Raw genomic sequence first — 26,936 nt, 5'->3', positions numbered from 1 at the left:
TTTTCGTTGACTTGCATTTACATCGTTAAACCTCTAGCCTTTACCCATGATAAAGCCTCACGACTACCTCACAGGCCAAGATTTCTATCGTTTTTATCAGTGTCCGCATTGGCCCTATTGGGAGCGTTTTGGTGATCCAAATTTACGTCGTCCACTTTCTGAGTCTGAAGAGCAACGTTTAGCGGACGGTCTCGCTCATGAACAAAATATTGTCACAAAAATCTACGGGAGCTTTGATGAGATAGAAACAAAAAACGTTGATGACGCATTTGCGCAAACAGTTGTGCTCATGAAACAAGGGGCGCCAGTTATTTATCAAGCGTGTTTAAAAGACGGAGAATGGGTAGGCCGACCAGATATTCTCGAAAAGCGTCCCGGTAAGAGTGAACTTGGTGATTGGTACTATGTTCCTGTTGAGGTAAAACGTGCGCATGAACTCAAAAAAGAGCATATGGCTCAGCTTACGTTTTATGCCGTTTTATTGGAGCGTGTTCAGGGGGCATTTCCTCCAGACCCAGCGATTTTAAATGCAGATGGTGAGCGTATTCCGTTTCGGGCATCGTCAAGCCTTACAGACTTTTATGACATTGTAGAACAGATCGAGCGTATGCGCGCAGGAGAATGCCCTGATCCTGTCTATCGCAAATCCTGTATGGACGTTTCTCCATGGGGAGCGGCATGTGAGCATCTCGCAAAATCCACCAATGATATCGCGCTTCTTTATAATGTTGATGTACGAAAGTTAAAAGCATTACGTTCTTTTGGTGTAAGGACGGTTGATGATGCCGCTACCATGGATCTTTTAAAACTTGAAGGTCAGGCCCCGGGACTTACCCAGCGCGCATTAGAATCAGTCCAGCGCCAAGCGCGTTCTGTGATGACGAGCTCGGTCTTTATTCGCGAGCCCTTTATTGATGAGTTACGTGGACTCGAAATTCATTTTGATATCGAAAGTCACCCTCCAACAGATACGGACTATCTCTATGGTTTTTGGATTCCGTCTGAACAAAAGTATCTTTCTTTTGTTGCAAGATCACCAGAAGAAGAGGGCAAGATGTGGCAGGAATTTTTAGCCTGGCTGGAAACGCTACCAAGCGAATATACGATTTACCACTATGCGCCCTATGAGGTTCATAGATTACGTCTCTTATCGCGTCGTTATCATACCGAAGAAAATCCGTGGCTCTTAAAATTTGTCGCAAGTATGATTGATCTAAAGGACATTGTTTCAAATCATCTTGTTTTTCCGCTGCCATTTTATAGCTTAAAGGCAATCGGAAAATTTTTGGGTTTTGCTTGGGACGGCGAGGTACATTCTGGTGGAGAGTCTGTGCTTGCTTATGATCGATGGATAGAAAAAGGCGATGAACAAATCTTGCAGTCGATTATCCAATATAATCGTGCTGATGTTCGCGCTACGGCTCACTTACTTCATTGGATTCGTGGTTATGCGATGGAAGTGAATACTTATGAACCGCCATATCCGTGGCAATCTTAAACGTGTTATGATTTAGATCTTATGAAGAAGATATTGATGGGTTTTTTTCTTGTCGTCTCATGTATTGCTGAGCCTGCTTTTGCGCAGTCGACAACAACAACGGCAACAACCACGCAAGAAGTTGCACCAACGGCCGAAATTCAAGCACAAGAAACGGCTATAGCGGCCACCTCAGAACAATCGATTACGGATCAAGCCGGTCAATATGAGCGTGCTTCTATTGAAAGTGTTCGTACGGCACTTAATCCAACCGAGGTTGGAGGTGAGCAAACAACCGTTTTTCAAGTAACGTTTTTATCAGGCCCACTCAAAGGTCAACTAAGAGATATTTCCTCCGATCTTTCGAGCAATCCTTACGCTCTACAGCCAAAAAAAGGAGACAAGGTCGTTATCATGATGCAACGGTCAGGTGATGATTGGAATCTTTATATTGAAGGATTTGACCGACGAACAGCAATGATTTGGTTGGTTGTTTTATTCGTGTTAATGCTTGTTGTGTTATCGGGTTGGCAGGGTTTTAAGACGGCGCTTTCTATTGCGCTTTCTATTGCGATGATCGGTTACCTACTCATTCCAGCCTTTTTAGCAGGGATGAATCCGGTGCCAGTTGCTATTGTATTAGCCGGAATATTTACCTTGCTTTCTACGGGGCTTACGTCGGGATGGAATCGTAAAGCGTTGATTACCTCGGTAGGTACCATGGGAGGTGCACTTGTTGCTTATGCGATCTCCCTCTTTTTTGCAGACTGGGCAAATATTAGCGGTCTCTCAACCGAAGACGATCGACTCTTCTTTAATAAAAATCCGATGCTCAATCCACGTGGGTTGATGTTTGCTGGTATCATTATCGCTTCTGCTGGTGTTGTTGAAGATGTCGCTGTGTCTATTGTTTCTGGTATTAGCGAAGTAAAGCGACATAGTCCACGCGCTACCAAAGCCCAGCTCTTTACCTCAGGGATGGTGGTAGGAAAAGATCATATGAGCGCTCTCGCTAATACGCTTGTCTATGCATATGTTGGTTCTTCGCTTTCTACATTGCTGCTCTACAAACAATTTGGTGGATCATGGCTCAAGTTTATCAACTTTGACTCGGTGGTTGATGAGGTATTGCGCTCACTCGCTGGTACCATCGGTCTTATCTTTACCGTTCCTATTACTGCCTTTCTTGCGGCTTGGTTCATGTCGAATGAAATGGCCGCCGAGGGTGACACGAGCCATCACGGACATAAGCATTAAAGAGGCTTTACCCTCCTCTGCGCTTTGCTAGAGTATCCCTTTTCACTTCGTGAAAGGGAGGATATCGATTGTTCCTTATGTTTATCTCTAAAAGAGATAAACGGATAAAAAATACATTCGGTTAACCTAATCCCCTTTTTCACGAAGTGAAAGAGGTGCCGAGCAACGCGATGGCGGAGAAAGCCTCATGGTGCTATGCTTTTGGCAATTATGAAAAAGCATTTGATTATTACTGTTTGTATTGTTTTGTTAGCAATTTTACTTTGTGTAGTAGGTTATGCCTGGTCGCTCGGAACGGTCGATACCGTTGCACCGCTTACGACGCATATCGAAGTACTAAAAGGTACGGCGGAGTTAAAAAAGAGTAATGCCGATAAAGCTATTTCGGTAACGGGCACCTCTACGGTTTTAGAAGTGGGCGACACAGTAAAGGCCGGTGAAGATTCTCAGGTTGAGGTTGTTTGGGGAGACCAAGGCGTCACACGTTTAGAGAATGGTTCTGAGATTGTGATAGAAAGCGCACCAGATTTTCAGAGCGAAGAGACGGCGGCTATTTCAATTAAGCTCACCGCGGGTCGTATTTGGAGTCGTATGGTAAAGGTTTTAGATCTCGATAAGCCAATGCAAGTAAGAGCGGGCGATGTCGTGGCTACGGTTCGTGGTACGACCTATGGCGTTGCACTAGAGGGTGACGACACCATGATCGTGGTTGATGAATCCGTCGTTTCGTATGCGAGAGACAACGAAAACGAAACCATGGTAGCAGATCTACAAGCGGCCTTTGTTGGTGATGGAGGAAAAACAGACGTAATTGAATCTGCAGAACAAAATGCTTGGCGTCTTGAGCAACAGCAAAATGATTTTCGTTTTGATCAGCGCTATGCAGAATGGATGTTTAAGCGTGAGACAAAACAATCACAGCGCATAAAAAATGCCCCAAGAGCTTTGATTAATCTTGGCGAAAGAATGCGTTTAGCTACGGCTGGTTCAAAGAAAAAATCTGAGTTAGCCGCTTCTTATGCAAGGCGTTCGGTGGCTCTCGCAATCGTTGATCCAACAAAAGCAGATGCTGCAATGAATGCCATGATGGCTCGCATGGATAAAGCTGATAAGAACGGTAAAAAAGTGGCTCGTGAGTTAAATGCGATGCAAAGCTTTATGAATCGCACAAACTTAGACGGTCCTAAAGACTTTGGTGTGCGAACACCGTCTGCGTCACTCATGAAAAAAATGCGCACACAACGCAAGTCACTCGCAAAACTTGATATAGATCAGTTGTATCGTGAAACGTTGGATATTGATGAGGATATCGACCAGCTACTCTACATGTCGGATGATCGTCGTGACGCAGATATTACCATCGCGAGCTTACTTGAGCGTATCGATACCATCGATAGCGCAATCAAAAAAGTAAAAGACCCAAAGGCAAAAGAGTTGGAGAAGAAGCTGGCAGCATTACGTAAGCGTTTGGAGCGATGGTTTGATATAAAAGCATCAAAACCAAAAAAAGAAGATGACAAAAAAAAGGATGAGGTAACTATCGAAGAACCAAAAGATATTCCAGGTATTCCAGGCAGCAAGCCAACCACCATCAAACCTCCAAAAGAAACAACAAATGAACCAGTGCCTGCAACGCGTATTTATCAGCGCTTAGAATTAGTTCCTACGCCTTCGTCGTTAACGCTAAGCGAACGCACAACGGTACGCGCATTCGGTATTCGTCCAGATGGTGCTGTTGATGATATTACGTCACAGGTGCGTTTTGCTCCAAGGTATTCGGGTGATGGCGTTTTTGTAGGAAATGTATTTAAGCCAGCGATTACAGGTATTATTAGTTTGAACGGTACCTTTGTAGATCCGCAAGGGGCACGTACAGCGGCCGTAAGTATATCGGTCACGGATGGTGCTACGGCTATTAATCCAAACGAATTGGTGTCAGTTGCTCTTGTTACGACGAGTCCAACAAATGTTTCTTGTGGGGTAACGATCCCATTTAAAGTTATTGGTACCTATGGTGATGGCACAAAACAGGATGTAACGGTAAAAGCATCGTATGCTACTAGCGATAGCAAACTCGCCTACGTCGGTGATGCAAAAGTCAGTGTGTTTTGTCCTATAGAGACATCGACAGCAACCATTACCGCCCGCGTAACTGAAGGAGCAGTAACGAAATCGGGGAGTATGATGATTACAGTGACTCCTGATCCTATCAGTAATACAGGTAGACCAAATGGGAATAATTACCCATTTACCTATGTGCCATAAAGAGAAGTAAAATCATGTATAAAAATTCCTCCCGGTACGAGTAAGTCAGATGACTCATTCGTACCGGGAGGTTTTTGTTGCTCAAGCGTTACCGCGAGCAACCGGAAAGGTTGTAGTAGGGCACCCCTTCGCCGTCGTGCCGTTGGGCATTGGCGAAGTTGAAGCCGTCTGGGCAGGTGACATCCTGCCCACAGTTGAGCGCGCGCCGTGCGCTCGCACGAGCAGGTGCATGTTCGAGGTTGAGGCTCGAAGTGCACGCATCAGGTGCGGCGATGGGCGTCGCTTGAGGAGGCGTCTCGCAAGACGGACCTTCGCAAGGCTCAGCATTTTGAGTCTCGCTGGGGTTGTCTACTAGTAGTTGCGACGGCTCCTCGACCGGGCTTTGGGAGAACTCGAACGAGTTCTTCCAAATTCCGACAAAGCACAAGATCGCGATCGTGAGCATGATCAGGTGCCAGACATGCGCCGCACACCAGTTCTTGATGCGCCTCACGTAGACGTTCTCGTTCGCCATCTTGTTACGGATGACTTGAGGTACGTAGGCCTCCTGAGTCTCAGCTTCGGCGCGAGCCACTTGCTCAGGGGTGCTCACTGCACCGACCTGAGGTTCGACGGTCACCACGGGAGGCGTCGGAACCGGAGTGGAGGCTGTTGCCGTCACGGGTTCCGGGGTTGCTACCGAAGCCGTCACAGCGGGGGCCGCGACGGCTTCTAGCTTCTCAGTTTCGACTGCATTCGTCGCATTGTTTGCGTCGACATGCGACACGAGCTCGGCGAGCTCGTCGTCTTGTAGCGATACGCTCGGTATCACTACCTGAGGCTTCGGAGCCTCAGGATTCTTGGGGCGCCGAATCCTTGGCGCCTTGGCCACGGGCGGAGCCGCCGCCGCTTCCTTCGCCTTTTCGGGTTCAGGTGTCTTGGAGGTAGCTTCCTTGGGTGTGCTGGGCTTTCCGATTTTTGAAAGGTCCATTCTCTCTCCTTTTGAGGCCTTTTTGGCCGAAAGTGGTTTATCCTACGGCTTTGTAGGACAGGTAATTATCCCATATTTTGACATTTTTGTCAATGTGTCGATTGTCATTATTACTGACAGTGGTACGAAAATAGAGTACTATGCCGATATGGTGATAAAACCCGTAGTTTTAGCGATTATAGACGGTTTTGGGATAGCGCCTCCGGCAGAAGGCAATGCTATTACTGATGCGAATATGCCGGTTTTTCGGAGGTTGGTAGAAAGCTATCCTGCAATGACCGTACATGGCTCAGGGGGTGCTGTAGGGCTTTCTTGGGGAGAAATGGGCAACTCTGAAGTGGGCCATATTACGATTGGTGCAGGCCGTATTTTTTATCAGAGTTTGCCCCGTATCAATCTTTCGATTGAGTCGGGTGAGTTTTTTACGAATCCTGCCTTTCGCAAAGCATCCGCCGCTGTTCGGGCGAGTGGTGGTACTTTGCATCTGATGGGGCTTGTGTCAGCTGGTGGTGTTCATGCAGCTCAAGAGCATCTGCATGCATTATTAGATTTCTGTAAAAGAGAAAAAATAGACAAAGTAGCAGTACATGCTTTTTTAGATGGTCGTGATACGCAATACAATTCTGCTGCAGGTTTTTTAGAGACATTAGATACGATGTTTAAAACGTATGGCGTTGGTAAGCTTGCGACACTTGCTGGGCGTTTTTATGCGATGGATCGAGATAATCACTGGGAGCGTATCGAGCTTGCTTATCGGGCTATTGTTGAGGGTCAAGGTCCGACAGCAAGCACTTGGCGAGAAGCGATTGACGCGTCCTATGCAAAAGAAATTTTTGATGAGCAATTTGTTCCGACGGTGCTTTTAGAAAAAAAGAAACCGGTGGCAACGATTCAAGAAGGCGACGCAGTGATCTTTTTTAACTTTCGTCCAGATCGTGCCCGTCAATTAACAAAAGCGATCGTTTTGCCGGCATTTACTGGCTTTGAACGAACCTACCTGAAGCAACTTACCTTTGTGTCGATGACAGAGTACGAAAAAGGTCTGCCACTAGAAGTTGCCTTTCCACCACAACTTATTGAGACATGTTTAGCAAAGGTCATCGCTGATGCCGGGATGAAACAATTACATATTGCCGAAACAGAAAAATATGCCCATGTTACGTTTTTCTTAAATGGCATGAAAGAAGACGCCTTTGCAGGCGAAGAGCGAGTTATTGTTCCATCGCCACGTGTATCAAGCTATGACGAGGTTCCAGAAATGTCCGCTTTTGTTATCGCGGAACGTGTTGTAAAAGAATTGGCTGCAGGTAACTTTGATTTTATCGTACTCAATTTCGCAAACCCAGATATGGTAGGGCATACGGGTAATCTAGAAGCGACGGTAAAAGCCTGTGAAGCCGTTGATAAAGCGATCGGTATGATTGCCGACGCAGTATTAGCAGTAAACGGAGCGATGATTATCACAGCAGATCATGGCAATGCAGAAGAGGTCAAAAATCTCATTACGGGAGATATGGATAAAGAGCATTCTACAAACCCTGTGCCTTGTCTTATTGTGGCAAAATCATTAGAAGGGCTAAAAGCGCCAAGTGGAGATGTGATTGGTGGGGATCTTTCCTTAAATCCACCTGTTGGGATGTTGGCAGATATTGCGCCTACTGTTTTAAAATTACTTGGTATCGATCAACCGCCTGACATGACAGGTCAACCGCTCGTATAGTAGGGTGTTGGAGCTCATTCACTAGGAGGATGAATGCAGGCAATTCGGTTATTCGTTCTTTTTTCGTTTATCACCTCATTAGCCATCGCTGCTATTGTTGTTGAATACGTGCCATTTTTGCTGGAGATTGGTTTCAGTCTTTCTGAAGTGGCGCTCCTTGGTCTCGGCTATAGTATCTTGATTGCCTTTATCGAAGTGCCGTCGGGTATTTTTGCAGACATCTATGGGTGTAAACGAGCTGTGCAATTGAGCCAGACGATCTATTGCTGCGGTATTTGTTTCTATGGCTTAGCAAGTAGCCGATACTACGTCTTCATTGCCGTTCCAGTAACAGCTTTAAGTTTTGCACTCCAAAGTGGGGCGAGACAAGCCTGGATGGTTAGCCAATTGTCTATTGATACGCATCCAACAATCGTGAGGCGTGCCTTCGCTGATTCTGCACTAGCATCACAATGCGGAGCGATCTTAGCTCCAATGCTTGCTTCTGCCGTTAAAACGCAATGGTCTCTCAATTGTTTTTTTCTGTCTGGAATTCTATCGACTGTCGCTCTTTGCGTAACAGTTTTTTGGAGCAATGACACGCCGAAACATCGAGAGCGAAGAGGATGGAAGACGGTATTTCACGAAGGAAGCAAGGTTGCTTTACGATATCCACTCCTGCGCTGGCTCGGATGGTTATCCTTGGTCTTCTCACTTCTATCGGTCATCACCAATCTTTGGTCACCGGTTTTACGTGAATCATCTTGGGACCTTGATGGTTACTGGGTATGGTTCGCAATGCAGCTCGGGTTAATGATTGGTTCGGTTGCTTATAGATTGTTGCCGAGCGACCAGGCCCCGCTTGCTATGGTCATTGCCTTGGCTATTGTTGGGCTCAGTCTTATGCAAGCGGTACGTACGCCTGATACGATTTGGGTAGGATTGCTTATGGTGATGCAGATGGCACGAGCCTTCTTTCAGATAGCACGTGATCATCTCGTTCAAATAACAGCACCAAAAGAAGTTCGTGTTACGGCCGCATCGTGGATATCTCTTACGAGCCAGGTCGGTACTATGCTTGTTCTTGGTGGTATGAGTATAGCGATGATGCAATGCGTTAACTCCTATGATGCAATGAGTGTTACTTGGATGCCCGCAGGTTTCGTTCTCTGTGTGAGTTCGGTATTCTTTTATCTTCGCTATCGATCAAGACGATCGCTATGGTGAGCCTCGTGTCTTGTGCACGGGGTTTTTTATTGGACGAAGTAATGTTTACACGCCATGATTTAGCTATGCGTCAGTATAAAGAAGTATTAAAACGTTTAAGGTCGCGTTATACAGATCCAGCGATGATTGATTTTGGTAATGCAGAAGACACGCTGATTGCAACCTTATTATCAGCACGAACAACGGATGTTCAGGTAGTAAAAATCTATCCAACATTACGTAAAGCATTTCCGACATTAACAGATTTTGCAAATGCTCCATTAAGCCAAATCGAAAAAAAACTTTCAACTATCGGACTCTATCGTCAAAAGGCAAAAGCCATAAAAGAGCTTTCTCGTATTCTGCTTGAGCGCTACGGTGGACATGTCCCAAAAACGATGGAAGAACTCGTCACATTGCCGGGTGTTGGTCGTAAAACTGCGAGCTGTGTATTGGCTTACGCGTATAATATCCCAGCAATTGCTGTAGACACGCATGTCTTTCGTATAGCAAAGCGCTTAGGTTGGGCAAAAGGCAAAGATGCACTCGCTGTAGAAAAAGAATTGCGTCAAAGTGTGCCAGAAGAGTTTTGGATCGCTATCAATCGCGCATTTGTACCTTTTGGACGCGAATATTGTAAGCCGAGTAAGCCAAAATGCTATGAATGTCCTGTGAGGGACTATTGCCCCTATCCACAGAAGACAAAGACCCCACCCTCAAGTACACTGAGGTCATGATAAGTGATTTACAGATCGTGATTGCTCTCCAATCATTTGTTACGGTCTTGCCTGGCGGGCGCTCTATCGCTGCTTTTTGTGCGCAATGGCTCATGTATGTATTTATCGGTTTTACGGTCTTTTTTTTCGTTAGAGAAAAGCCGTGAGCAAAAAGAGGGATACTATGAAGCAATAGTATCCGCACTGATAGCCTTTGGAATAACGTACGTTGTTGGTCATTGGTTTATGCGAGTAAGGCCATTTATTGCTTTTCCTAGTCTGGTCATACCATTTATCGACACTCCATTAACGCTATATAGTATGCCGTCAGGTCATGCGACATTCGCTTTTGCGCTTGCAGCATCATTATCTTATGTACAACGCAAGCTAACACCAGCCGTATTTACAATAGCTTTCTTGATTGCGATCGGTAGAGTGGCTGTTGGCGTACACTACCCCAGTGATATTATCGTGGGCGCTATGATTGGTATGGCAACGGCTCTTGTTTTACATAGCGTCACACAAAAGTATTTTCATAAACATTCGCATTTTGCCAAAAAATAACAACTCCTATGATACGCAAATGGTTTTTCTTTTTTGTTGTCCTGGTAATTATCGGTTCGGGCTACTATGCCTATGACCAAAAACAACAAGCCGCAGAGCGTGCACGTCTTGCAGCATTACAAAATAAACGCGAAGAAATCACTTTGCGACTCATCGAAGGCTGGACCGTCGATGAAATCGCAACTTACGTAGAAGAAAAGAGTGATATTTCTGCAATCGATTCAAAAGCATTGATTGGCGCATCTGTAGACCGTTTACCAATGGCTGCATCATGGCGTGATAAGTATTCATTTTTAAAAAGCGTGCCGGCTAATCGGTCATTAGAGGGTTATCTCTACCCAGACACATACCGTGTATGGAAGGATCAAATGCCAAAAGCGCTTTTTGATAAACAACTCACTGAATTTGAACAAAAATTTGGTGATACGGTTATTGGCTCGCAAAGCGCACCATTAAAAACGCTTGATGATGTTGTTATTCTTGCTTCGATTGTTGAAGCAGAAGTTACGGCGAATACAGATCGTGCCATTGTCGCAGGAATCTTTTTAAATCGTTTGCGTATCGGGATGGCCTTGCAAACAGATGCTTCGCTCTCGTATCTCCATGGCTCAAATCGTGCGCAAGCAACGGCAGCTGATCTTGCTTCTGATTCGCTTTATAATACCTATAAACATCCGGGCTTGCCTCCGGGTCCTGTTGGCAATCCTGGAGAGGCATCCATTAAAGCCGTGCTCAATCCCACAAAAACGGATTATTTCTATTTTTTAACGGATAAAAATGGCAAGGTGTATTACGCAAAAACATTGGCAGAGCACGCGGCAAACCGTGCTAAGGCAGGGATCTAGACTTTGTGATATTGTCTTGTCATGACATTGTCACAGAATACACGGATGGTCCCTATAGATTATGCAAAAGCCCTCAATCAAGAGCAATTAGACGTTGTTCTTCATGGTGATGGGCCTTGTCTTGTATTAGCGGGTGCAGGTTCTGGTAAAACGCGTACCTTAACGTATCGCGTTGCTTATTTGATCGAGAAGGGGGTATTACCAGAAGAGATCTTACTTTTAACATTTACCAACAAAGCCGCTCGCGAAATGATTGAGCGCGTCGAAGGTGTACTTGGTGATCGTGCGCGTGGTATTTGGGGTGGAACCTTTCATTCGATTGGTTCAAGATTTTTGCGCATGTATGCCGAGGTGCTTGGTTATAATCGATCCTTTTCTATCTTGGATGCTGATGACGCAAAAGATCTCATTAAGGCAGTCATGAAGGATGCAAATATTGATACAAAAGATAAGCGCTTTCCTTCAAAAAATGTGGTGTCTGATATTATTTCGTATGATCGAAATACCCAAAAACCATTTGCTGAGGTGGTAGAGATGAAGCATCCACATTTTTTGCATTGCCTAAAACAGCTAGAAGAAATCGCGGCGCAATATCATTTACGAAAACGTGAGGCAAATGTGATGGACTTTGATGACCTACTCACCAATGTCGCTGGTCTTCTAGAGGATCCGATTCATGGTGAACGTCTTAGTGAGCGGTTTAAGTATGTGCTCGTTGATGAGTACCAAGATACAAATACCGTCCAAGCGCGTATTGTAAAAGCGATATCGAGAGTTCACGCTAATGTGATAGCCGTTGGTGACGATGCGCAATCTATTTACGGGTTTCGAGGGGCAGATGTAAAAAATATTCTAGCGTTTCCAAAGATTTGGAACGGGGCAAAAACCTTTAAATTGCTCACAAATTATCGTTCTACACCTGAGATTTTAGATCTCGCGAATGCCTCGCTTGAACACAATATTGATCAGTTTCAAAAAGACCTCACCGCCCTCAAAGACCACGGCGCAAAGCCTGTACTCGTTTCGTGTTCATCCGCCAATCAAGAAGCAAAGCATATAGCTGACGAAATCCTAAAACAACGTAAGCAGGGGACAGATCTCGCGAATATCGCCGTACTCTTCGCTCGAGTGCACACTCACAGACATTAGAATTTGAACTCATACGTCGCGATATCCCGTACGAATATCGAGGCGGGCAAAAGTTTTTTGAGCGTGCACACATCAAAGACGTGCTTTGCTTTTTACGCGTCATAAATAATCCTAAAGACGAAGTCGCTTGGTTACGTATTTTAGGGTTACAAGTCGGGATCGGAGCGACAACCGCAGCAACACTCGTCCAACAACTGAAAACATTTGATACGGTAACCGACGCACTGCTACCAGGCGCACCCATTCGCGTCCCTTCTCGTGGCAAATCTGGATTTGATGAATTAGTAACGATACTAAAAGAAGTACAGTCACAAGTATTATTGCCTTCAGTACTTATCCGAACAGTCACTAGCTCAACCTATCAGGACTATCTAGAACGAGAATATCCAAATTACCGCGAACGCTTAGAAGATCTTGAACAACTCGCTTCTTTTGCGGAGAGCTATGAAACATTAGACGCCTTTTTGGCTGACATTGCTCTGTATGACGAAGTTGTCGCCACACGCGAGCAGGCACAACGTCCAAATGAGGAGCGTATGATTCTTTCTACTATCCATCAAGCAAAAGGACTCGAGTGGGATACGGTCTTTATTATCCATCTAACGGATCAGTCATTTCCGAGTGCAAGAGCACTTTCGTCAGAAGAAGGTATCGAAGAAGAACGTCGATTGTTTTACGTTGCAGTAACACGCGCACGTCGCATGTTGTATCTCACGTATCCAATGACCATGGGTTATGACGCGCTCTCGTTTTGTCAGCCGTCTACATTTCTAGAAGAGGTCTCCTCTCGCTTATTTGATAAACGCGAATTACGAGAAGGACGATTTGCTGCTGGCCCGCGTTCTTCAACAGCATTTACAGACTCTTATGATGAAGGGGATGGTTTTGCAGAAGATGACGTTATTCAACTTGATGGTTTTGGCGAAAAGCGTCCTTCTTGGAGAGCCAAACCTTCAAAAGAGTCACAAGCGACCACAACGCTCTGGAAGAAAAAGGATTCTAGCCCCGAAAAGACCCCTAGTAAATCATTCTTACGCTCTATTGAGGATCTTTGACGTCTACGCTAAGGTCGGGCCATATGGCCTGGGCACGGGTGAGCGGACCTGGAGATTCGGATGCAGTTTGTGACGCGATAGCGGCTGCCATTGCTGAAGAATACTTGCGACGCGATAGCGGCGCGCTTTTGGATATCCACGTCACAGGTGGTCATGGAGCCCTGTTTGTCACCGGAAACGTATCATCAACAGCCGATTTTGATGTCTCTTCTATTATTCGTCGAGAGCTAGGCAAGATCGACCCTACGCTTCAAGCCGAACCTTTTATTACATTAGAGCCGATGCCGGAGCCCCGAGCCTTTGGCGGAGCTGAGCCATGGACGGCAATGAGTGCCGCCTCGTCGGCATCAGAGTTACTTCTACCCGATACACAAGGATTTGCTATTGCGTGTGTACGAGCGCTTGAGCAAAAAAGACAACAAGATCCTGACTGGTATTGGCTCACCTCGGATTACGCCATCGCCGTAACAGACGAAAAAGACAAGCGACGTGTACAGGCAAACGTGATCCATTCTGACGGTGTCACTGCAGATGAAGTGCGTGTGAGATTCGCAGCGCTCTTATCAAATATCTCTTCCCAAAAAGTGTTAGACGTTGAAGTCTTATGTCAGCAAGGGGTGCACAGTCTCATGAGACGAGTAGGTGCCTCGCGTAATCATCGAGCTTATTCGTATGCGCGCATGCCAAATGTCTTGCAAGGATGTGGTCGAGAATTGTCACATCCGACAAATCTAGGACAGTGGTATGCACGAGCGATCGCAAGAGAATTGCTTAAATCTCAGCAATTAGAATCCGTAGCGATTGAGCTAGATTGGTATCCTCACGAATCAAAACCAAGAGCTGTTCGTGCCATTGATCAAGCTGGTCGTGACCTCGCTACGCTCGTTGACCTTGATAGATGTGATCTCGCTCGACCACCAACAGGCTGGGATGATCCTTCGCTTCTATTAAAAAGTGAGCAATTCACCTATACCGTAGACGAAGTATTGCCTTGGGAGCGTTAGCTTTGTATCGTATGTGTCTATGAAACGATCCGCACCTCTTATCACCACCGCAGCCATCCTCACTCTTATGGGTGCTGGCTGTAACAAATCTACTGGCGCTCCCGAAAACGCTCTCAATCTTCAATACGGTCAAAACCCACCAACAAATACTCCTGTTGATACATACGCAACTTCTGGCGCAAACAGCGAAACCCCAGAAGCCGTCACAACGTCATCAACTTCATCCACAGCTCCTACAAAACCTATGACTTACGCATTTCCTGGTATTCTCTCAAAAGAAGAAGCAAACAAAAAGTTCGTATTAAAACAAATCTTGGCGATATCGTTGTTCAAACCGATGTCGACATGGGTCCACGTGCGGCATCCAACTTTGTCTATCTCGCAAAAGAAGGTTTCTATAATGGCACTATTTTTCATCGCGTTATCCCTGGTTTCATGATTCAAGGTGGTGACCCAACAGGCACAGGTATGGGTGGTCCTGGTTATAAATTTGATAATGATCCAACGAGTGAACCTGTGTATAAGAAAGGTTTCATTGCTATGGCAAATGCAGGACGCAATACCAATGGTTCACAATTCTTTATCATGGTAGCGGATTACCCACTTCCTCCTGATTACTCCATCTTTGGTAAGGTGATTGAAGGGCAAGATATCGCAGACAAGATCTCTGGTGTAGATCGCAGCGGCTCTGATCGTCCGTATCAAGAAGTGAAGATGATTGAAGTCACCGTTGAATAAAAAAAAATCTCCGCTTAGGCGGAGATTTTTGTGGTAGAATAGCGACGATGTCAACATTAAAAAATGAGATTATTACTGATTCAGTGAGTAACCGAGAATCACTTGCTTATATTTGGATGCTTTTTAATAAATATCCTTTGGGGTGGTTTTTCGTGATGATCGGTGTATTTATGTCTCGTGCTGGCTTAATTGGTGTTATGTATGCCTTTAAGCTCGCTATTGATGCTGCAGTCATTGGTGATGAGCAGGGAATGATATTTTGGTTTATTAGTTGTGGGTTTATCTATATTGGTTTTCATGTCGGAAACCGGATTCGCGATTATGCAGGAGAAAGAACAGAGGATAGAACAAAGTACCTTGCCGAAAAAGAGGCAATGGAGATTTTGGTAAGTAAGGATGCTTCATTCTATGAAAATCGTTTTACAGGGACGTTATCTCGATCGGTAAATGGACTCGGCGGTTTATTTGCAAATATTAACTCTCAAATCATTTGGAATATCCTTCCATTCGTTTTTAGTCTTCTTCTTGGATTGGTGGCAGTTTGGTCGGTAGGATCATCTTTTGCCCTAGTGATAGCTATTTGGGTTGTGCTCTTTAGCGTTGTCCAGATTAAGTTGTATGAACGTGCGCGTAAAATATATTCAGATAAACGTGAGACTGCTGATCAGCTTCTGTCTGGGGCTGTCACCGATACGTTTACCAATGTGCAGACTGTGACGTTATTTGGTAGCGCAAAACGTGAGATTGATGGTTATGATAAGGCGGCAAAAAATTTATTAACGAGTGCGCTCAATGAAACACGGGGATATACTCAAATCTCCTCGACGGCAAGTTTGCTTGGTATTATCCTATATATCTTGGTTACGGTACTCATGTTTTTTGGATGGAGAGACGGTAGACTCACTCCTGGAGATTTGATGTTTGTTCACGCTCAGATCTTTCAGATGTTAAGCGAAGCATGGGGTTTTACTGCAAGTATTGGTCGTGTTAATCGTGGGCTTTCTAGCCTCTCTCAAACCCTTGGAATGATGAAAGAAGAGTCAAAAGTCACTGATAAAACTGACGCAAAAACCATCAAAGTAAAAGAAGGTTCTATCGATTTTGAAGATGTCTCCTTTTCCTACAAATCCGGTAGTAACGCACTCAGAAAAACTTCCATCCATCTCGAAGCTGGTAAATCCTACGCACTCGTTGGTCATTCAGGAGCCGGTAAATCCACGATCATTAAATTGCTATTGCGGATGTACGATCCAACGTCTGGTTCTATCAAGATCGACGGCCAAGATCTTCGCGATGTGACATTAGAGAGTCTGCGTAAATCGATCGCCTACGTTCCACAAGATCCAGCACTTTTTCATCGTAGTATCATGGATAATATTCGCTATGCTAAACCTAAGGCTAAGATAGAAGAGGTTATAAAAGCAGCAAAACAGGCACAATGTCATGATTTTGTATCAAAATTAGAGAAAGGTTATGATACGGTTGTCGGTGAGCGTGGCGCCAAAATATCTGGAGGAGAACGTCAACGCGTAGCGATTGCGCGCGCGATTTTGAAAGATGCGCCAATTCTTCTTTTGGATGAAGCGACCTCAAGTCTCGATTCTGATTCAGAACACGAAGTCCAAAAAGCGCTCGAAGCGGTGATGAAAAATCGTACGTCTATCATTATTGCGCATCGTTTATCTACGATACGTAAAGCGGATGCGATTCTTGTTGTAGAGGGAGGGCGTATCGTAGACCAAGGAAGTCATGAAGAATTACTCGCTCGCAAAGGTATCTACAAGGATTTATGGGATCGCCAAAGTGGCACCATTTACTAAGCTCTGCTACGCTCATCAATATGAAACAATCAAAAGCTCAATCAATGCGCAAGCAGCTCATTGCCATAGCACTGCTTATTATCACCGCCATAATAATGGTGATCTTTCTTTGGTCGGAGCGTGTAGCGATTCGTGATTGGTATAGCGATGTACAAAAACCTGTTTTACCGGCTGAGCAAACCATCATTCAACCAGGGGATGTACCTGTTGCGACAACAACCAAAGCAACAACGACCAAGCCTCAGGCAAAGCCAATAGAGCCGAGTAAAAACGATCCTGTTTCTGTTACTCCTGCTGTAACTTCGTCGGGCGAGTTTCCAAAAGAGCTCAATTTAAGTGTGCCTTTTGTCCTTCAAGCACCTTTCCAAAATTGGGTATTACCCTACGAAGAAGCGTGTGAAGAAGCCTCTCTCATTATGGCGGTGAATGCGGGCAAAAAAGCCCCTACGGCTACAGAAGCCGACAAGCTCATTAAAGCACTCGTTGCACGTCAAAATGAGTTATTTGGTGATTACTTTCATACGAGCGCAAAACAGACTGCAGAGCTTGCGAAAGATTTTTTTGACGTAAAAGAGACACGTATTTTTCCTATTACGAGTGCTGATGACATCAAGCGTGAACTCGCCGCTGGGCATCCTGTGCTAGTACCAGCAGATGGAAAGCTTCTAAAGAATCCAAACTTTAAAAACGGTGGTCCGATTTATCATATGCTTCTCATTAAGGGGTATTTGGCAGACGGTCGATGGATTACCAATGATCCAGGCACGCGTAATGGTAAAGATTATATTTATGGCAAAGAGCAATTGCTTAATGCCATCCATGATTGGACGGGTGATGCCGCGAATGGTGCGCGAGTAGGTCTCATCGTGGTACCATAGGGTCATGGCGATACGTAAACGAACAACAAAAACAAAAGCAGTTACAACAAAGAAAACCATAAGCAATAACGGGATGCTTTGGTTTTTTTTGTTTCTTGTAGGTATTGTCGTTGCTGGCTTAACATTGATATGGCAGCAATTACCAACGAGGCCAAGTTATTTTGCCGACCAACAACCCGTGCAAAAATCACCCTATCAAGAGCAACGCAATAGCTGTATGCGTGCTGGTGGCAAGTGGACGGATTGCGGTAGTCCTTGTCTTGATCAAGAGGGTGATAGTTGTGCCAAGGTTTGTGAGCCGCAATGTCTTTGTGGTGGAACCCCGCGATATAGCTGCCCTGCTAATACCATTTGTTCAACAAAAAATGCCGAGCCGGCTATTGAGGATATTGGTGTTTGTCGATCTGCAAATGTGGTTCAAGAGAAAACACCTAAGGCACCAATAGCTGAGATAAAAGCGTCTATTGATGCAAGTCAGTATCCGTTTATCGCTACAGGTACAGTGATGAACGCATCTCGTTCGATTTGGTGGACCGCTTATGACGCGTCTGAAACGATCGTGGGCAATGGGGTTATCTCCTTAGAGAAAACATCAACATCATCATCATTTGAACAAACATTATTCTTATCGTCGATGCCAACATCTACTTCATTGCGTTTTTTCTTTACGGCAGGATCACCCGAAGACCGCATAGAGATTGGCATAACTTCAGCACCGTTGGCGGCGATGACACGTACTATTTATAAAGGTGATCTTGAGTCAGATCAATGCGAGGCGATTCTAAAAGAAGAAGTAAAGATCCCTAAAACGATTTACCCATACGAGGCAACGATGCGCGCTGCTTTAGGCGATACCTTGATTGATCTCTCGGTGGTACAAGGTAAGGCGACGATCGTTGTTCCAAATCCCGCGATCTATTCTGCAAATTGTGCCGGCACCAGAATTCGAGCGATTGCTGAGGCGATTACAAAAGATTTCTCATCGGTAAGCGACCTTGTCATTCAAGAGCAAAACGTTCAAACTCAACCCTAATCTATGAATACGCAAAAAACGCTTCTCCTTACAGTAATGACCCTTTCGTTGGTTGGCGCTGGGTGTACGAGTAAAAAAGTAACGATTCCAACAACGCCAGCCCCACAAGCTCCTAGCGAAGTGGTAACAGAAAAGCCTACAGGTATCCCAGCTCCAACACCAATCGACTCCAATTCAGCGTCAACGGTTGTTGATAACCCAACGGGTTCGGATGTACGTAATCCGGTTGTTTATGCCGAAGACAAAGAACCGCTCCGACCACGTCCTGCCGGAGAAATTTGCGATACAAAAAATTTCATCTGTACGAGCTCATCTCTTGTCTACTCAGAGATCGGATCAACATTTAGCGTAACCGGCACAGGTGTTGCCTTTGAAAATACGATCAGCTGGCGTATCGAAGAAGAGGGTAAGATTATCGCAAGAGGTTTTACCACAGCTGATGCACCTGATATTGGTCAGCCTGGGCCATTTACCATTACCGCTTCAGACATTGGCGCATCGTCAAAAGTCGTACATCTCATTATCTTTGAGTCTTCAGCAAAAGATGGTGAGCCTATCCATGAATTACGCATTCCATTGCGTAGAAAATAGCTTTCTGGCAACGTAGCGGTATGAATGATCGTCAAACAAAAACCTTTTTGATTACTTCTACGATCGTCTTTACTATCACCGTATTACTTGTGGTTGGGTATTTTCTTCGCCAAACGGTACAAATAACGCCCAATGCTACTGCTGATGAAGTCACAAACGTAGCTATTATTGAGCAAAAACCCACCTCGCCGATTTTTATTGAGCAGGCGCCAACGAGTACGGGCATTCAACCTACGACAACGACCATTCTTTTTGTTGGTGATATTATGCTTGATCGTAATGTACAAGCAAGAACGGATGCATCAAAAAATCCCTCATACCCTTTTGCTAAACTCCCATTACGATGGTTTGAGAACTTTGATTATGCAGTGGCGAATCTTGAGGGGCCAGTGACAGATCAGCGTCGTTCACCGGTCAAGAGTATAGATTTCCTTTTTCGTCCCGAATGGTTAAAAGTATTGGTATCAGAGGGGATTGATGCAGTATCACAAGCGAATAATCACGCCTTTGATCAAGGTCGCATTGGTTTTGAGGATTCAAGAAAACGTCTAACCGCAGAAGGGATTTTGGCTTTTGGTGAGCAAGTCGAGGATGGAGATATCGCACTCGGAACAGCGACCATCGGTGATACCAAGGTTGCGTTTTTGGGATGGAACTCTACCGACAATCCCGTGATTCGAAAAGATGCCGAAGCGGTTATCGCAAAAGCAAAAGAGCAAAACGATCTTGTAATCGCGTACTTACATTGGGGGACAGAGTATCGTGCGCAACCAGACGCATCCTCAGTAGAATTGGCGCATTGGTTGATTGATCAAGGAGTGGATGTTGTTATCGGTGGTCATCCTCATTGGTCGCAAGGCGCCTCAACCTATAAAGGTAAGCCGATTCTGTGGGCATTGGGTAACTTTATTTTCGATCAGGATTGGTCAGAAGAAACACGATACGGTCTAGCCGCCTCACTAGTGGTTGTGGAGAAAAAAGTCGTAGGGATTGATCTGTATCCAGTACGAATTGATCTCAGTCAGCCACATCTATTAGAAGGTGAGCAAAAACGTTTACGATTAGAAGAGCTCGCCAAGCGTTCTGACCTAGAGTTGGCAGACGGTGTACGGTCTGGCAGGATCATACTCAAATGACCCCACAGTTTTTTACCGTTAGCGATTTTGTTAGCTATATAAACGATACGCTCAAAGCAATTTGGGACGGAGATGCTGTTGCTATCGAAGGCGAAGTATCGGGTTTTCGCGTATCTCAAGGTCAATGGGTAAACTTTGATATCAAAGATGACGGGGGACTGATCTCGGCTTTTATGGTTTTACCTAAGCTTCGTGTCCCGCTCGAAGACGGTATGAAGGTACGTATTTACGGTACGCCACGCATCTATCCAAAATACGGAAAGTTTTCTTTTACGGTAGATCGGTTAGAGCTTGTAGGTGAAGGGGCAATAAAAAAAGCCCTCGCGCAACTGCGTGCAAAATTGGATACTGAAGGATTATTTGACCCATCACGCAAACGTACTTTGCCACGCTTTCCTAAACGTATTGCACTCGTCGCTTCGCGCGAGTCTGCAGCCTATGGAGACATCATTCGTATCATAAACGAACGTTGGGCAGGGTTAGAAATTGAGTTATTTCACGTTGTTGTTCAAGGGGATCGAGCGCCGGCGAGTATTATCAAAGCCTTAAAACAAATCCAAAAACGCGAACAAGAAAATGGCGCGGGGTATTATGACGCATTAGTCCTTACTCGTGGTGGTGGTTCATTTGATGAGCTTATGGCATTTAATGATGAACAGCTTGTTCGAGAGCTCTACGCCTCAAAAGTGCCAACCATGGTTGCTATCGGCCACGAGCGCGATACAACGCTCGCCGAAGAGGTCGCAGATGTGCGTGGATCTACACCAACAGATTGCGCAAGACGACTTGTGCCAGATAAAGAAGATGTTTTGTATGAGCTATCAATGCTTGAGCAAGCTATCGGTGATCGTATGCAAGGGATTATTGATGAGTATACACAAGTAATCCACACTATTTTTACGAATGTTGATAAATGGCTTGTGACCGTATTGCATAGGTCTCAAGAATTAGCGGTAGCAACGAGTACCTATGCGCAACATTGGATAATACATTTACTGCAGAGAGTCGATGGGTATGAGCGTTTCTTAAAATCGGTTGATCCTACCGCTGTTATGGCACGCGGATATGCCATTATCGAGCTCGCAAAAGATGAGATTATTACGTCAGCCAAACAACTAAAAGCAGGTCAGCATATCAATATCCGTTTGCGAGATGGTACCGTCCATGCCACGATAGATGGCGAACAGGCTACATTGCTTTAATAAATCCTATTACTACCTATGACGACAAAAAAGAAAAAAACAGATGCGTCTGTTGATGTATCAAAAGCCTTCGAAGAGCTAGAACACATTGCCACCTGGTTTGAATCTGACAAAACAGATATCGACGAAGGGATGGCAAAATTTGAGCGTGCAACCGAGTTGGCAAAATCTCTCAAAGAAAAGCTTACTGAGGCACAAAACCGAATCCAAGAAATTCGTGGTACTATAATTGACGAATAACCTCTCTTCTATGATTAAATTTATCTTACGTCTTCTTCTTAATGCTGTCGCTATTTTGCTTGTTGCAAAGCTCGTATCCGGTATCGTTGTCTCGGGATATAGCACAGCAATTTTAGCTGCATTAGTTCTTGGTATTATTAACGCGCTTATCCGCCCATTGATGCACCTCTTGGCGCTACCAATCACCATCATTACGTTTGGTCTTTTTGCGCTTGTTATTAATGGTTTGATGTTTGGTCTCGCTGCTGGTCTCGTGCCAGGTTTCAGTGTACTTGGTTTTTGGCCAGCGTTTTGGGGAGCGATTGTGTACTCAGTGCTTTCTTATGTGATTAATGGGTTATTGATGCCCACTCGTGATTAAGACTTGAAGGAAAATAATTGTTTGTGTAGGTTGAAGCAAGTTCTTTAGGAGGTGGCCATGTCTCGATCATTGTCCAAGGTAGAGCGGCATAATGGTTCCGAAGTAGGATGGTACTCAGAAGATGGTACCTTTGAGATGATCTTCTACTATCACCAAAGCACGATCACATTTGATGTAAAGAATGAGCGAGTTTCCCTCAAGGCCTTACCGCAAAAATATCTTAAATTGGATAGTCATCGTATGAGAATAGCGGATCTGCGTCTCGCTCCTTGGCGTGATGAGCTTTTTATTCATGTCACCCTTGATGCGTGGAATGGTCAAAGTATCGAAAACTACATTCAGCGATTAAAGTTTCCGATAAATAAAAATGTGATTTATGCTGCGGACTCAACTGACGTTATTGAGACCAAACATCATCAGCATTGGTTATCGGGGATGGGATTTGATCACCCAGATCGGAATTTTATCCTACCGTTCACTGACGAAGAACGTAATACTGTTCTGTTGGTTAAGAGTCTCGAAAAACCACCAAGTTGTGTTATCACAGAAGATATTGACATACTTTCCTGTGGGTTTACACATGCAAATGTCTGGTGGATTGGTGCGTCGATTTATACCCCAAAGGGTCGCAAGTGGTTTGTACAGGCCTTCGGAAAGCCCCGTTTTTATCTACCATGCGCACTGCCTCCAGAAGGTCGTCTGCGTGTACTGAGCAACGGCTCAATTCAGGCGAGCATGGAGTCTAAGGGTGATAGATGGGCAACCTATGGCACATTTTAAGCTCTGAAACCCCGAGTTCTTGACGAATCTCGGGGTTTTCGCTATAAATAGCGCAAACGAACGCAGTCCTAAGACAGCTGAGCCCCGTAAGGGATAATGGTTTAAACCGCTCGCCGAGGATCGTGATACCTCTCAGACCTCCTCATAACGTGGAGAACGAGGGGTCGATCGACCGCAGGACATGTTGTTTCTGCGGTCGTTTTATTTTACACATTAGGTATTTACACCTATGCCAAAATCCCGTTCTCAAAAGAACGAGGAAGTTGCCGCTCTTGCGTCCGCCCTTAAGGAAGCAAAGTCCGTCGCCTTCTCTGATTTTCAAGGCATGACTGTTTCGAGCATCACCGATCTTCGTAAGAAGATGTTTACCGAAGGTGTTCGTTACGTTGTTGCTAAGAAAACGTTGCTCACTGTAGCAGCAAAAGAGGCTGGTTTTGACGTCGACTTCAAATCCTTTCCGGGTATGATCGGTGCCGCCATCGGCACTGAGGACGAAATGGCTCCAGCAAAGCTCACCGGTGAAGCTAGTAAAGATACGACTATCAAATTGGTAGGTGGTATCTTTGATGGCCAAATCGTTGACAAGGAATACGTCACCACGCTTTCCAAGCTCCCAAGCCGTTCGCAACTCCTCGGCCAACTCCTTTCTGTCCTCAATGGTCCAGCTGGTGCCTTCGTGCGCTTGCTTAACGCCTATAAGGAAGAACAGGAAAAAGGTTCCCCAGCTCCTGCTCCAGCCGCTCCGGTTGCTGAAGCTCCTGCTGAACCTGCTACTGAAGCTCCTGCAGCTGAAGTCGCTCCAGAAACTGCTCCAGAAGCAGCACCTGAAGCCGCTCCAGCCGAAGCTCCAGTCGAAGTCGCCCCTGAGGCACCTGCTGAACCAGCTCCAGAAGCTCCAGCAGCCGAATAATCCCTTTAGATCTTACTTACATTCCTATGTCGGAAATGAAGAACGTTGAGATCCCAGCAAAGTTCACGGACTTAGTCGCTGCGATCGAAAAACTTACTGTTATCGAGCTTGCTGAGCTCGTTAGCCTCCTCGAAGATAAATTCGGCGTATCCGCTGCGGCTCCTGTCATGATGGCAGCTGGTCCAGCGTCTGCCGCTGAAGAGCAATCCTCCTTCACGGTTGAATTGACAAATGCTGGCAGCAACAAGATTGCTGTTATCAAAGTCGTTCGCGAATTGACCGGTCTCGGCCTCAAAGAAGCGAAGGATATCGTTGACGCAGCTCCAAAAGCTGTAAAAGAAAACGCTCCTAAAGCAGAAGCTGAAGAAATCAAAAAGAAGATTGAAGAAGCTGGCGGTCAAGCTACGCTTAAATAATCCTCTCGGTACCAAAAACACCTCGATATTATGTCGAGGTGTTTTTATGAAAAAAAATTATTGTGTTGTTGTTGCGGTACTTGTTGTGAGCACAGGTGCGGTAAATCCAATAGCGGCACAGGTTGCCTCAGACGCAGCTGATGCGCTTGCCGCCATTTCGCAAGTTGCTTTATCGAGTGCTTGAATCAGTAAATCTTGAGCGATTTCTTCTTGATGTGTTTGTTCGTAAGCGTAGGAAGTGAGCCACTTCCAATCAACTTGTGTGAGCGCGGCGATCGATACAACAAGTGCACAGGCAAACATGGTCCACATCAAAAGCCAAGAGGCGAGATGATGTCCTTGTGCCTCAGCTTTTGGTGAGGTCTTTACCACTCGAGGAGTGGAAGATTTTTTTGCAGGCGCACGTTTTTTGCGCAAAGGTTTTTTTGTCGTCATAAAGAGCAAGTCATTCAACTTGCTCTTAGTATAACGGATTTTTTCTTTTTAAGAAATAGCACACGTGGACAACATTAAGGCAGATCTAGTTCCCAAAGAATATTATTGTCGGTAACGTAGAGTTTTTTCTTTTCGCCATCACCTGTTACATAGGTAGGGCCTTGAAAGTTTGGAGAGGTGAGTTGCGCGATAAAAGCACCGTCAGATTTACGCCTAGACAAGAATACGTTTGCCTTGTGGATCTGTAGCGACAATGCGATCGTGATTTGCTGAATCCGTCCAAATAGAACTGATAGAGGTAACCGCTGGATCAACCGTTGCGACGGACCAAGATTCTTCAGCTCCTGAAAGGTAGCGTTTGATGCGACCATCACTCCAAGAAACATAGACAGACGAATCAATAGCGATACCACTCGTATTTGTAAGAGGGGTAGATGTTTGTTTGATATAGCTTGTGCCTGCACCAAATCCGGAGCCACTCGCTTCGTGACGTAACAGCGTGCCATTTTGTGGATTAAGGCTATAGAGACGACGGTTATAGATCGTCATTGCGGCCAAGGTAGAGGTGCTAATGGATCCTAACGAGGTTGTATTGCCTGTTGTTGGGTTCATTGAGAGCGCATTGCCACCAGAGGTTACGAGGAGGCCAGTTGTAGCGCCTCCGGCTGCAGCGACAATCTCGCCAGAGTCAGCGGTAAATGGATAGCGTTGAACATTTGTTTGCGAAGGGTCAACCCGAATAATGCTTTGAGCGCTTTGATCAATCGCGTAGATATTACCACCCAAGATAAATGGCGTGCGAAGCGCTCCTGGTTGAGCTCCTAAAGATGCGCTCGCAAGCTGCACAGGTGTGACGACCACATTACGACGAATTTTTACAGCGACCGCATCAAGCTCGTTAAGAAGGTTGGTCTTTTTCTCTTTTAGATCATTTTCGTCTTCGCTAAGTCCATTTGCGAGAGTGCGAGCTTCTTGAAGAAGATTACGCGCACCTTGCTCATTGCCATAGAGGAGTGAGCTTTCGGCGCGTGTACGTCGATCTTGAGCTTGTTCAAATTGTGTATTCCAAAGAGCTAAGGCTTTTTGTTTTTTTGTATGCGAGTTCCAAAAAAGTCCACCAATAGCAATAAGAAACAGGGTAGCTCCAAGTAGGATCAACTGACGTTTACGCGTCTTAGAGAGAGCGGTGCCGTGTCCTGCACCCATATTTCGCATACCAGCTAAGGTGGTAGCATCCTTTCCGAGATTGCTTAGTGGCGAGCGCTTGCGTTGTTTTAAGGTATTTTTAAATTCTGCTAAGAGTGCGACAAAGCTAAAGCTTGTTTGTGATCGACGTGGTGAAGGAGGAAGATCATCGGTATCTTTTTCTACGAGTTTATTACTCACCGAGGGTGAGAGCATTTGTTCGGTCGCTTTTTCACGTTTGTAGAGATCCTGCATCGATTGTCCGCTGTGTTGAGGTTCAGATTTTGGCGCTATTGTTGTAGGACGTTGTTGAACGGCATTGCAAGAGATAACAATACCGGCAAAATCCTCATCCGTAGAATAACGCTCGATTTCTTGCGTGATTTCAAGTGCAGCGCTCACAGGTGGGAGAGACTTTAGTTTATTTACGAGATCGAGCTCACCACGCAATCGTTCAAAGTTTGATGTGCCAGCAAAAAAGACATCACCCGGCTTCATATCGCCACACACTAATGCGCTAAATAACTTATTCGTATCAGGGACGGCCGGAACATCTAATGAACCAAAAAGATCAAAGGTACGATAACTGTCTCCAGCCTTTTGTAAGAAAGCGTTACTAAGGTGACCGATACCACTTACGCACAATGATTTGTCATGAATTTCAAAGACATAAAGACTTACTCGACCCCAATTCATTTCTGATGGTTCTGATGCCACAAATTGACTCACGGCGTCATTCAGTCTTTTTACGATTTTTTCAAATCGTGACATCGGTTCAGTGTTTGTAGACGAGAGCTGGCGATAAACACGTTCGGCGGCATCATTTAATGTGTCCAATAGTTGTTCATAGACATAAAGCGAAGATGCGATGTCCGCCATGAGCAACAATTGAGGACTCTTGGTGCCAAGTTTTTCATCTTGATAACGAAAAAGCCCAACAATGCGTTCTTGCTCAATATCACGGCTTACTTCGATTTCTGCCAATCTGATAGTCTGCTCCATAG

Annotated in this window: 27 protein-coding genes; 23 read left to right on the top strand and 4 right to left on the bottom strand. The window is 45.2% G+C overall.

Translation table 11 applies throughout. The annotated features are described in order from the left end of the window. The first annotated feature begins 46 nt into the window (after window positions 1-46). The 3 genes from H6759_04315 (at window position 47) to H6759_04305 (ending at window position 4,999) form a co-directional block, all read left to right on the top strand. A complete protein-coding gene (locus H6759_04315; GenBank protein USN52226.1) occupies window positions 47-1,498 on the top strand; it encodes a TM0106 family RecB-like putative nuclease in 1,452 nt (483 codons plus the stop codon). A gap of 21 nt (window positions 1,499-1,519) precedes the next feature. Continuing rightward, window positions 1,520-2,734, top strand: coding sequence for a YibE/F family protein (locus H6759_04310; protein ID USN52225.1), 1,215 nt, complete (start codon window positions 1,520-1,522; stop codon window positions 2,732-2,734). A 210-nt stretch (window positions 2,735-2,944) separates the two neighbouring features. Then, complete coding sequence (locus H6759_04305; GenBank protein USN52224.1) at window positions 2,945-4,999, top strand: FecR domain-containing protein; 2,055 nt, start codon at window positions 2,945-2,947, stop codon at window positions 4,997-4,999. A gap of 88 nt (window positions 5,000-5,087) precedes the next feature. On the opposite strand, the gene H6759_04300 is transcribed toward H6759_04305, so the two are convergent. Beyond that, window positions 5,088-5,969 carry a hypothetical protein gene (locus H6759_04300; protein USN52223.1) on the bottom strand — a complete coding sequence of 294 codons (882 nt, stop codon included), beginning with the start codon at window positions 5,967-5,969 and terminating at the stop codon, window positions 5,088-5,090. Between the two features lie 148 nt (window positions 5,970-6,117). Between H6759_04300 and H6759_04295 the strand changes: the two genes are divergently transcribed. The 20 genes from H6759_04295 to rplL all read left to right on the top strand — a co-directional run bounded on the left by H6759_04295 (window position 6,118) and on the right by rplL (window position 24,312). After that, window positions 6,118-7,689: a 2,3-bisphosphoglycerate-independent phosphoglycerate mutase gene (locus H6759_04295; protein ID USN53043.1), complete on the top strand. Its 1,572-nt coding sequence runs from the start codon at window positions 6,118-6,120 to the stop codon at window positions 7,687-7,689. Window positions 7,690-7,722: 33 nt separating this feature from the next. Continuing rightward, window positions 7,723-8,895 carry an MFS transporter gene (locus tag H6759_04290; GenBank protein ID USN52222.1) on the top strand — a complete coding sequence of 391 codons (1,173 nt, stop codon included), beginning with the start codon at window positions 7,723-7,725 and terminating at the stop codon, window positions 8,893-8,895. Between the two features lie 65 nt (window positions 8,896-8,960). Beyond that, window positions 8,961-9,611, top strand: a complete 651-nt coding sequence (locus H6759_04285; GenBank protein ID USN52221.1) for an endonuclease III — start codon at window positions 8,961-8,963, stop codon at window positions 9,609-9,611. A 96-nt stretch (window positions 9,612-9,707) separates the two neighbouring features. Continuing rightward, window positions 9,708-10,154 (top strand): phosphatase PAP2 family protein, encoded by a 447-nt coding sequence (locus tag H6759_04280; protein USN52220.1) that lies wholly within the window; start codon window positions 9,708-9,710, stop codon window positions 10,152-10,154. A gap of 8 nt (window positions 10,155-10,162) precedes the next feature. Next, window positions 10,163-10,999 (top strand): endolytic transglycosylase MltG, encoded by an 837-nt coding sequence (gene mltG, locus H6759_04275; GenBank protein USN52219.1) that lies wholly within the window; start codon window positions 10,163-10,165, stop codon window positions 10,997-10,999. A 21-nt stretch (window positions 11,000-11,020) separates the two neighbouring features. Continuing rightward, window positions 11,021-12,148, top strand: a complete 1,128-nt coding sequence (locus H6759_04270; protein USN52218.1) for an ATP-dependent helicase — start codon at window positions 11,021-11,023, stop codon at window positions 12,146-12,148. Window positions 12,149-12,159: 11 nt separating this feature from the next. Next, the gene (locus tag H6759_04265; protein ID USN53042.1) at window positions 12,160-13,203 is read left to right on the top strand and encodes an ATP-binding domain-containing protein; all 1,044 of its coding nucleotides are present in this window, start codon (window positions 12,160-12,162) and stop codon (window positions 13,201-13,203) included. A 23-nt stretch (window positions 13,204-13,226) separates the two neighbouring features. Then, window positions 13,227-14,207: a hypothetical protein gene (locus H6759_04260; protein USN52217.1), complete on the top strand. Its 981-nt coding sequence runs from the start codon at window positions 13,227-13,229 to the stop codon at window positions 14,205-14,207. Window positions 14,208-14,507: 300 nt separating this feature from the next. Next, window positions 14,508-14,945 (top strand): peptidylprolyl isomerase, encoded by a 438-nt coding sequence (locus H6759_04255; GenBank protein USN53041.1) that lies wholly within the window; start codon window positions 14,508-14,510, stop codon window positions 14,943-14,945. A gap of 47 nt (window positions 14,946-14,992) precedes the next feature. Then, window positions 14,993-16,765: an ABC transporter ATP-binding protein gene (locus H6759_04250; protein USN52216.1), complete on the top strand. Its 1,773-nt coding sequence runs from the start codon at window positions 14,993-14,995 to the stop codon at window positions 16,763-16,765. A 20-nt stretch (window positions 16,766-16,785) separates the two neighbouring features. Beyond that, complete coding sequence (locus H6759_04245) at window positions 16,786-17,643, top strand: C39 family peptidase (GenBank protein USN52215.1); 858 nt, start codon at window positions 16,786-16,788, stop codon at window positions 17,641-17,643. A gap of 4 nt (window positions 17,644-17,647) precedes the next feature. Continuing rightward, the gene (locus tag H6759_04240) at window positions 17,648-18,676 is read left to right on the top strand and encodes a hypothetical protein (GenBank protein USN52214.1); all 1,029 of its coding nucleotides are present in this window, start codon (window positions 17,648-17,650) and stop codon (window positions 18,674-18,676) included. A gap of 3 nt (window positions 18,677-18,679) precedes the next feature. Continuing rightward, entirely contained in the window at window positions 18,680-19,267 is a 588-nt protein-coding gene (locus tag H6759_04235) for a hypothetical protein (GenBank protein ID USN52213.1), read from the top strand. Between the two features lie 20 nt (window positions 19,268-19,287). Then, window positions 19,288-20,403, top strand: coding sequence for a CapA family protein (locus H6759_04230; protein USN52212.1), 1,116 nt, complete (start codon window positions 19,288-19,290; stop codon window positions 20,401-20,403). Next, a complete protein-coding gene (gene xseA, locus H6759_04225; protein ID USN52211.1) occupies window positions 20,400-21,605 on the top strand; it encodes an exodeoxyribonuclease VII large subunit in 1,206 nt (401 codons plus the stop codon). Before H6759_04230 ends, xseA begins: the two co-directional genes overlap by 4 nt. A gap of 18 nt (window positions 21,606-21,623) precedes the next feature. Continuing rightward, entirely contained in the window at window positions 21,624-21,845 is a 222-nt protein-coding gene (gene xseB, locus H6759_04220; protein USN52210.1) for an exodeoxyribonuclease VII small subunit, read from the top strand. A gap of 13 nt (window positions 21,846-21,858) precedes the next feature. Then, complete coding sequence (locus H6759_04215) at window positions 21,859-22,206, top strand: phage holin family protein (GenBank protein USN53040.1); 348 nt, start codon at window positions 21,859-21,861, stop codon at window positions 22,204-22,206. A gap of 57 nt (window positions 22,207-22,263) precedes the next feature. After that, window positions 22,264-22,986, top strand: a complete 723-nt coding sequence (locus H6759_04210) for a hypothetical protein (protein USN52209.1) — start codon at window positions 22,264-22,266, stop codon at window positions 22,984-22,986. A 229-nt stretch (window positions 22,987-23,215) separates the two neighbouring features. Continuing rightward, window positions 23,216-23,896 (top strand): 50S ribosomal protein L10, encoded by a 681-nt coding sequence (locus H6759_04205; GenBank protein ID USN52208.1) that lies wholly within the window; start codon window positions 23,216-23,218, stop codon window positions 23,894-23,896. 26 nt (window positions 23,897-23,922) lie between these two features. After that, window positions 23,923-24,312, top strand: a complete 390-nt coding sequence (gene rplL / locus H6759_04200; protein USN52207.1) for a 50S ribosomal protein L7/L12 — start codon at window positions 23,923-23,925, stop codon at window positions 24,310-24,312. A gap of 57 nt (window positions 24,313-24,369) precedes the next feature. On the opposite strand, the gene H6759_04195 is transcribed toward rplL, so the two are convergent. Genes H6759_04195 through H6759_04185 form a run of 3 tightly spaced genes read right to left on the bottom strand, consistent with a single transcriptional unit; the run spans window position 24,370 to window position 26,934 of the window. Beyond that, window positions 24,370-24,765 carry a hypothetical protein gene (locus tag H6759_04195; GenBank protein ID USN52206.1) on the bottom strand — a complete coding sequence of 132 codons (396 nt, stop codon included), beginning with the start codon at window positions 24,763-24,765 and terminating at the stop codon, window positions 24,370-24,372. 56 nt (window positions 24,766-24,821) lie between these two features. Then, a complete protein-coding gene (locus H6759_04190) occupies window positions 24,822-24,968 on the bottom strand; it encodes a hypothetical protein (GenBank protein USN52205.1) in 147 nt (48 codons plus the stop codon). Further along, complete coding sequence (locus H6759_04185) at window positions 24,961-26,934, bottom strand: hypothetical protein (GenBank protein ID USN52204.1); 1,974 nt, start codon at window positions 26,932-26,934, stop codon at window positions 24,961-24,963. The genes H6759_04190 and H6759_04185 overlap by 8 nt, the downstream gene beginning before the upstream one ends. Window positions 26,935-26,936: the final 2 nt, after the last annotated feature.

It is taken from the genome of Candidatus Nomurabacteria bacterium (genome assembly GCA_023898425.1).
In the GTDB taxonomy this organism is placed as follows: Bacteria; Patescibacteriota; Patescibacteriia; order 2-12-FULL-60-25; family 2-12-FULL-60-25; genus HK-STAS-PATE-2.
This window is presented reverse-complemented; position numbering and strand designations above follow the sequence as displayed.

Excerpts from the sequence above, each read along its gene's own strand:
- H6759_04285 (USN52221.1), top strand. The coding sequence starts at position 8,961 with ATGCGTCAGTATAAAGAAGTATTAAAACGTTTAAGGTCGCGTTATACA.
- H6759_04290 (USN52222.1), top strand. The coding sequence starts at position 7,723 with ATGCAGGCAATTCGGTTATTCGTTCTTTTTTCGTTTATCACCTCATTA.
- xseA (USN52211.1), top strand. The coding sequence starts at position 20,400 with ATGACCCCACAGTTTTTTACCGTTAGCGATTTTGTTAGCTATATAAAC.
- H6759_04210 (USN52209.1), top strand. The coding sequence starts at position 22,264 with ATGTCTCGATCATTGTCCAAGGTAGAGCGGCATAATGGTTCCGAAGTA.
- H6759_04300 (USN52223.1), bottom strand. The coding sequence starts at position 5,969 with ATGGACCTTTCAAAAATCGGAAAGCCCAGCACACCCAAGGAAGCTACC.
- H6759_04280 (USN52220.1), top strand. The coding sequence starts at position 9,708 with ATGTATTTATCGGTTTTACGGTCTTTTTTTTCGTTAGAGAAAAGCCGT.
- H6759_04235 (USN52213.1), top strand. The coding sequence starts at position 18,680 with ATGAATACGCAAAAAACGCTTCTCCTTACAGTAATGACCCTTTCGTTG.
- H6759_04310 (USN52225.1), top strand. The coding sequence starts at position 1,520 with ATGAAGAAGATATTGATGGGTTTTTTTCTTGTCGTCTCATGTATTGCT.
- rplL (USN52207.1), top strand. The coding sequence starts at position 23,923 with ATGTCGGAAATGAAGAACGTTGAGATCCCAGCAAAGTTCACGGACTTA.
- H6759_04230 (USN52212.1), top strand. The coding sequence starts at position 19,288 with ATGAATGATCGTCAAACAAAAACCTTTTTGATTACTTCTACGATCGTC.
- H6759_04250 (USN52216.1), top strand. The coding sequence starts at position 14,993 with ATGTCAACATTAAAAAATGAGATTATTACTGATTCAGTGAGTAACCGA.
- H6759_04240 (USN52214.1), top strand. The coding sequence starts at position 17,648 with ATGGCGATACGTAAACGAACAACAAAAACAAAAGCAGTTACAACAAAG.
- H6759_04205 (USN52208.1), top strand. The coding sequence starts at position 23,216 with ATGCCAAAATCCCGTTCTCAAAAGAACGAGGAAGTTGCCGCTCTTGCG.
- xseB (USN52210.1), top strand. The coding sequence starts at position 21,624 with ATGACGACAAAAAAGAAAAAAACAGATGCGTCTGTTGATGTATCAAAA.
- H6759_04245 (USN52215.1), top strand. The coding sequence starts at position 16,786 with ATGAAACAATCAAAAGCTCAATCAATGCGCAAGCAGCTCATTGCCATA.
- H6759_04260 (USN52217.1), top strand. The coding sequence starts at position 13,227 with ATGGCCTGGGCACGGGTGAGCGGACCTGGAGATTCGGATGCAGTTTGT.
- H6759_04270 (USN52218.1), top strand. The coding sequence starts at position 11,021 with ATGACATTGTCACAGAATACACGGATGGTCCCTATAGATTATGCAAAA.
- H6759_04295 (USN53043.1), top strand. The coding sequence starts at position 6,118 with ATGGTGATAAAACCCGTAGTTTTAGCGATTATAGACGGTTTTGGGATA.
- H6759_04315 (USN52226.1), top strand. The coding sequence starts at position 47 with ATGATAAAGCCTCACGACTACCTCACAGGCCAAGATTTCTATCGTTTT.
- H6759_04185 (USN52204.1), bottom strand. The coding sequence starts at position 26,934 with ATGGAGCAGACTATCAGATTGGCAGAAATCGAAGTAAGCCGTGATATT.
- mltG (USN52219.1), top strand. The coding sequence starts at position 10,163 with ATGATACGCAAATGGTTTTTCTTTTTTGTTGTCCTGGTAATTATCGGT.
- H6759_04305 (USN52224.1), top strand. The coding sequence starts at position 2,945 with ATGAAAAAGCATTTGATTATTACTGTTTGTATTGTTTTGTTAGCAATT.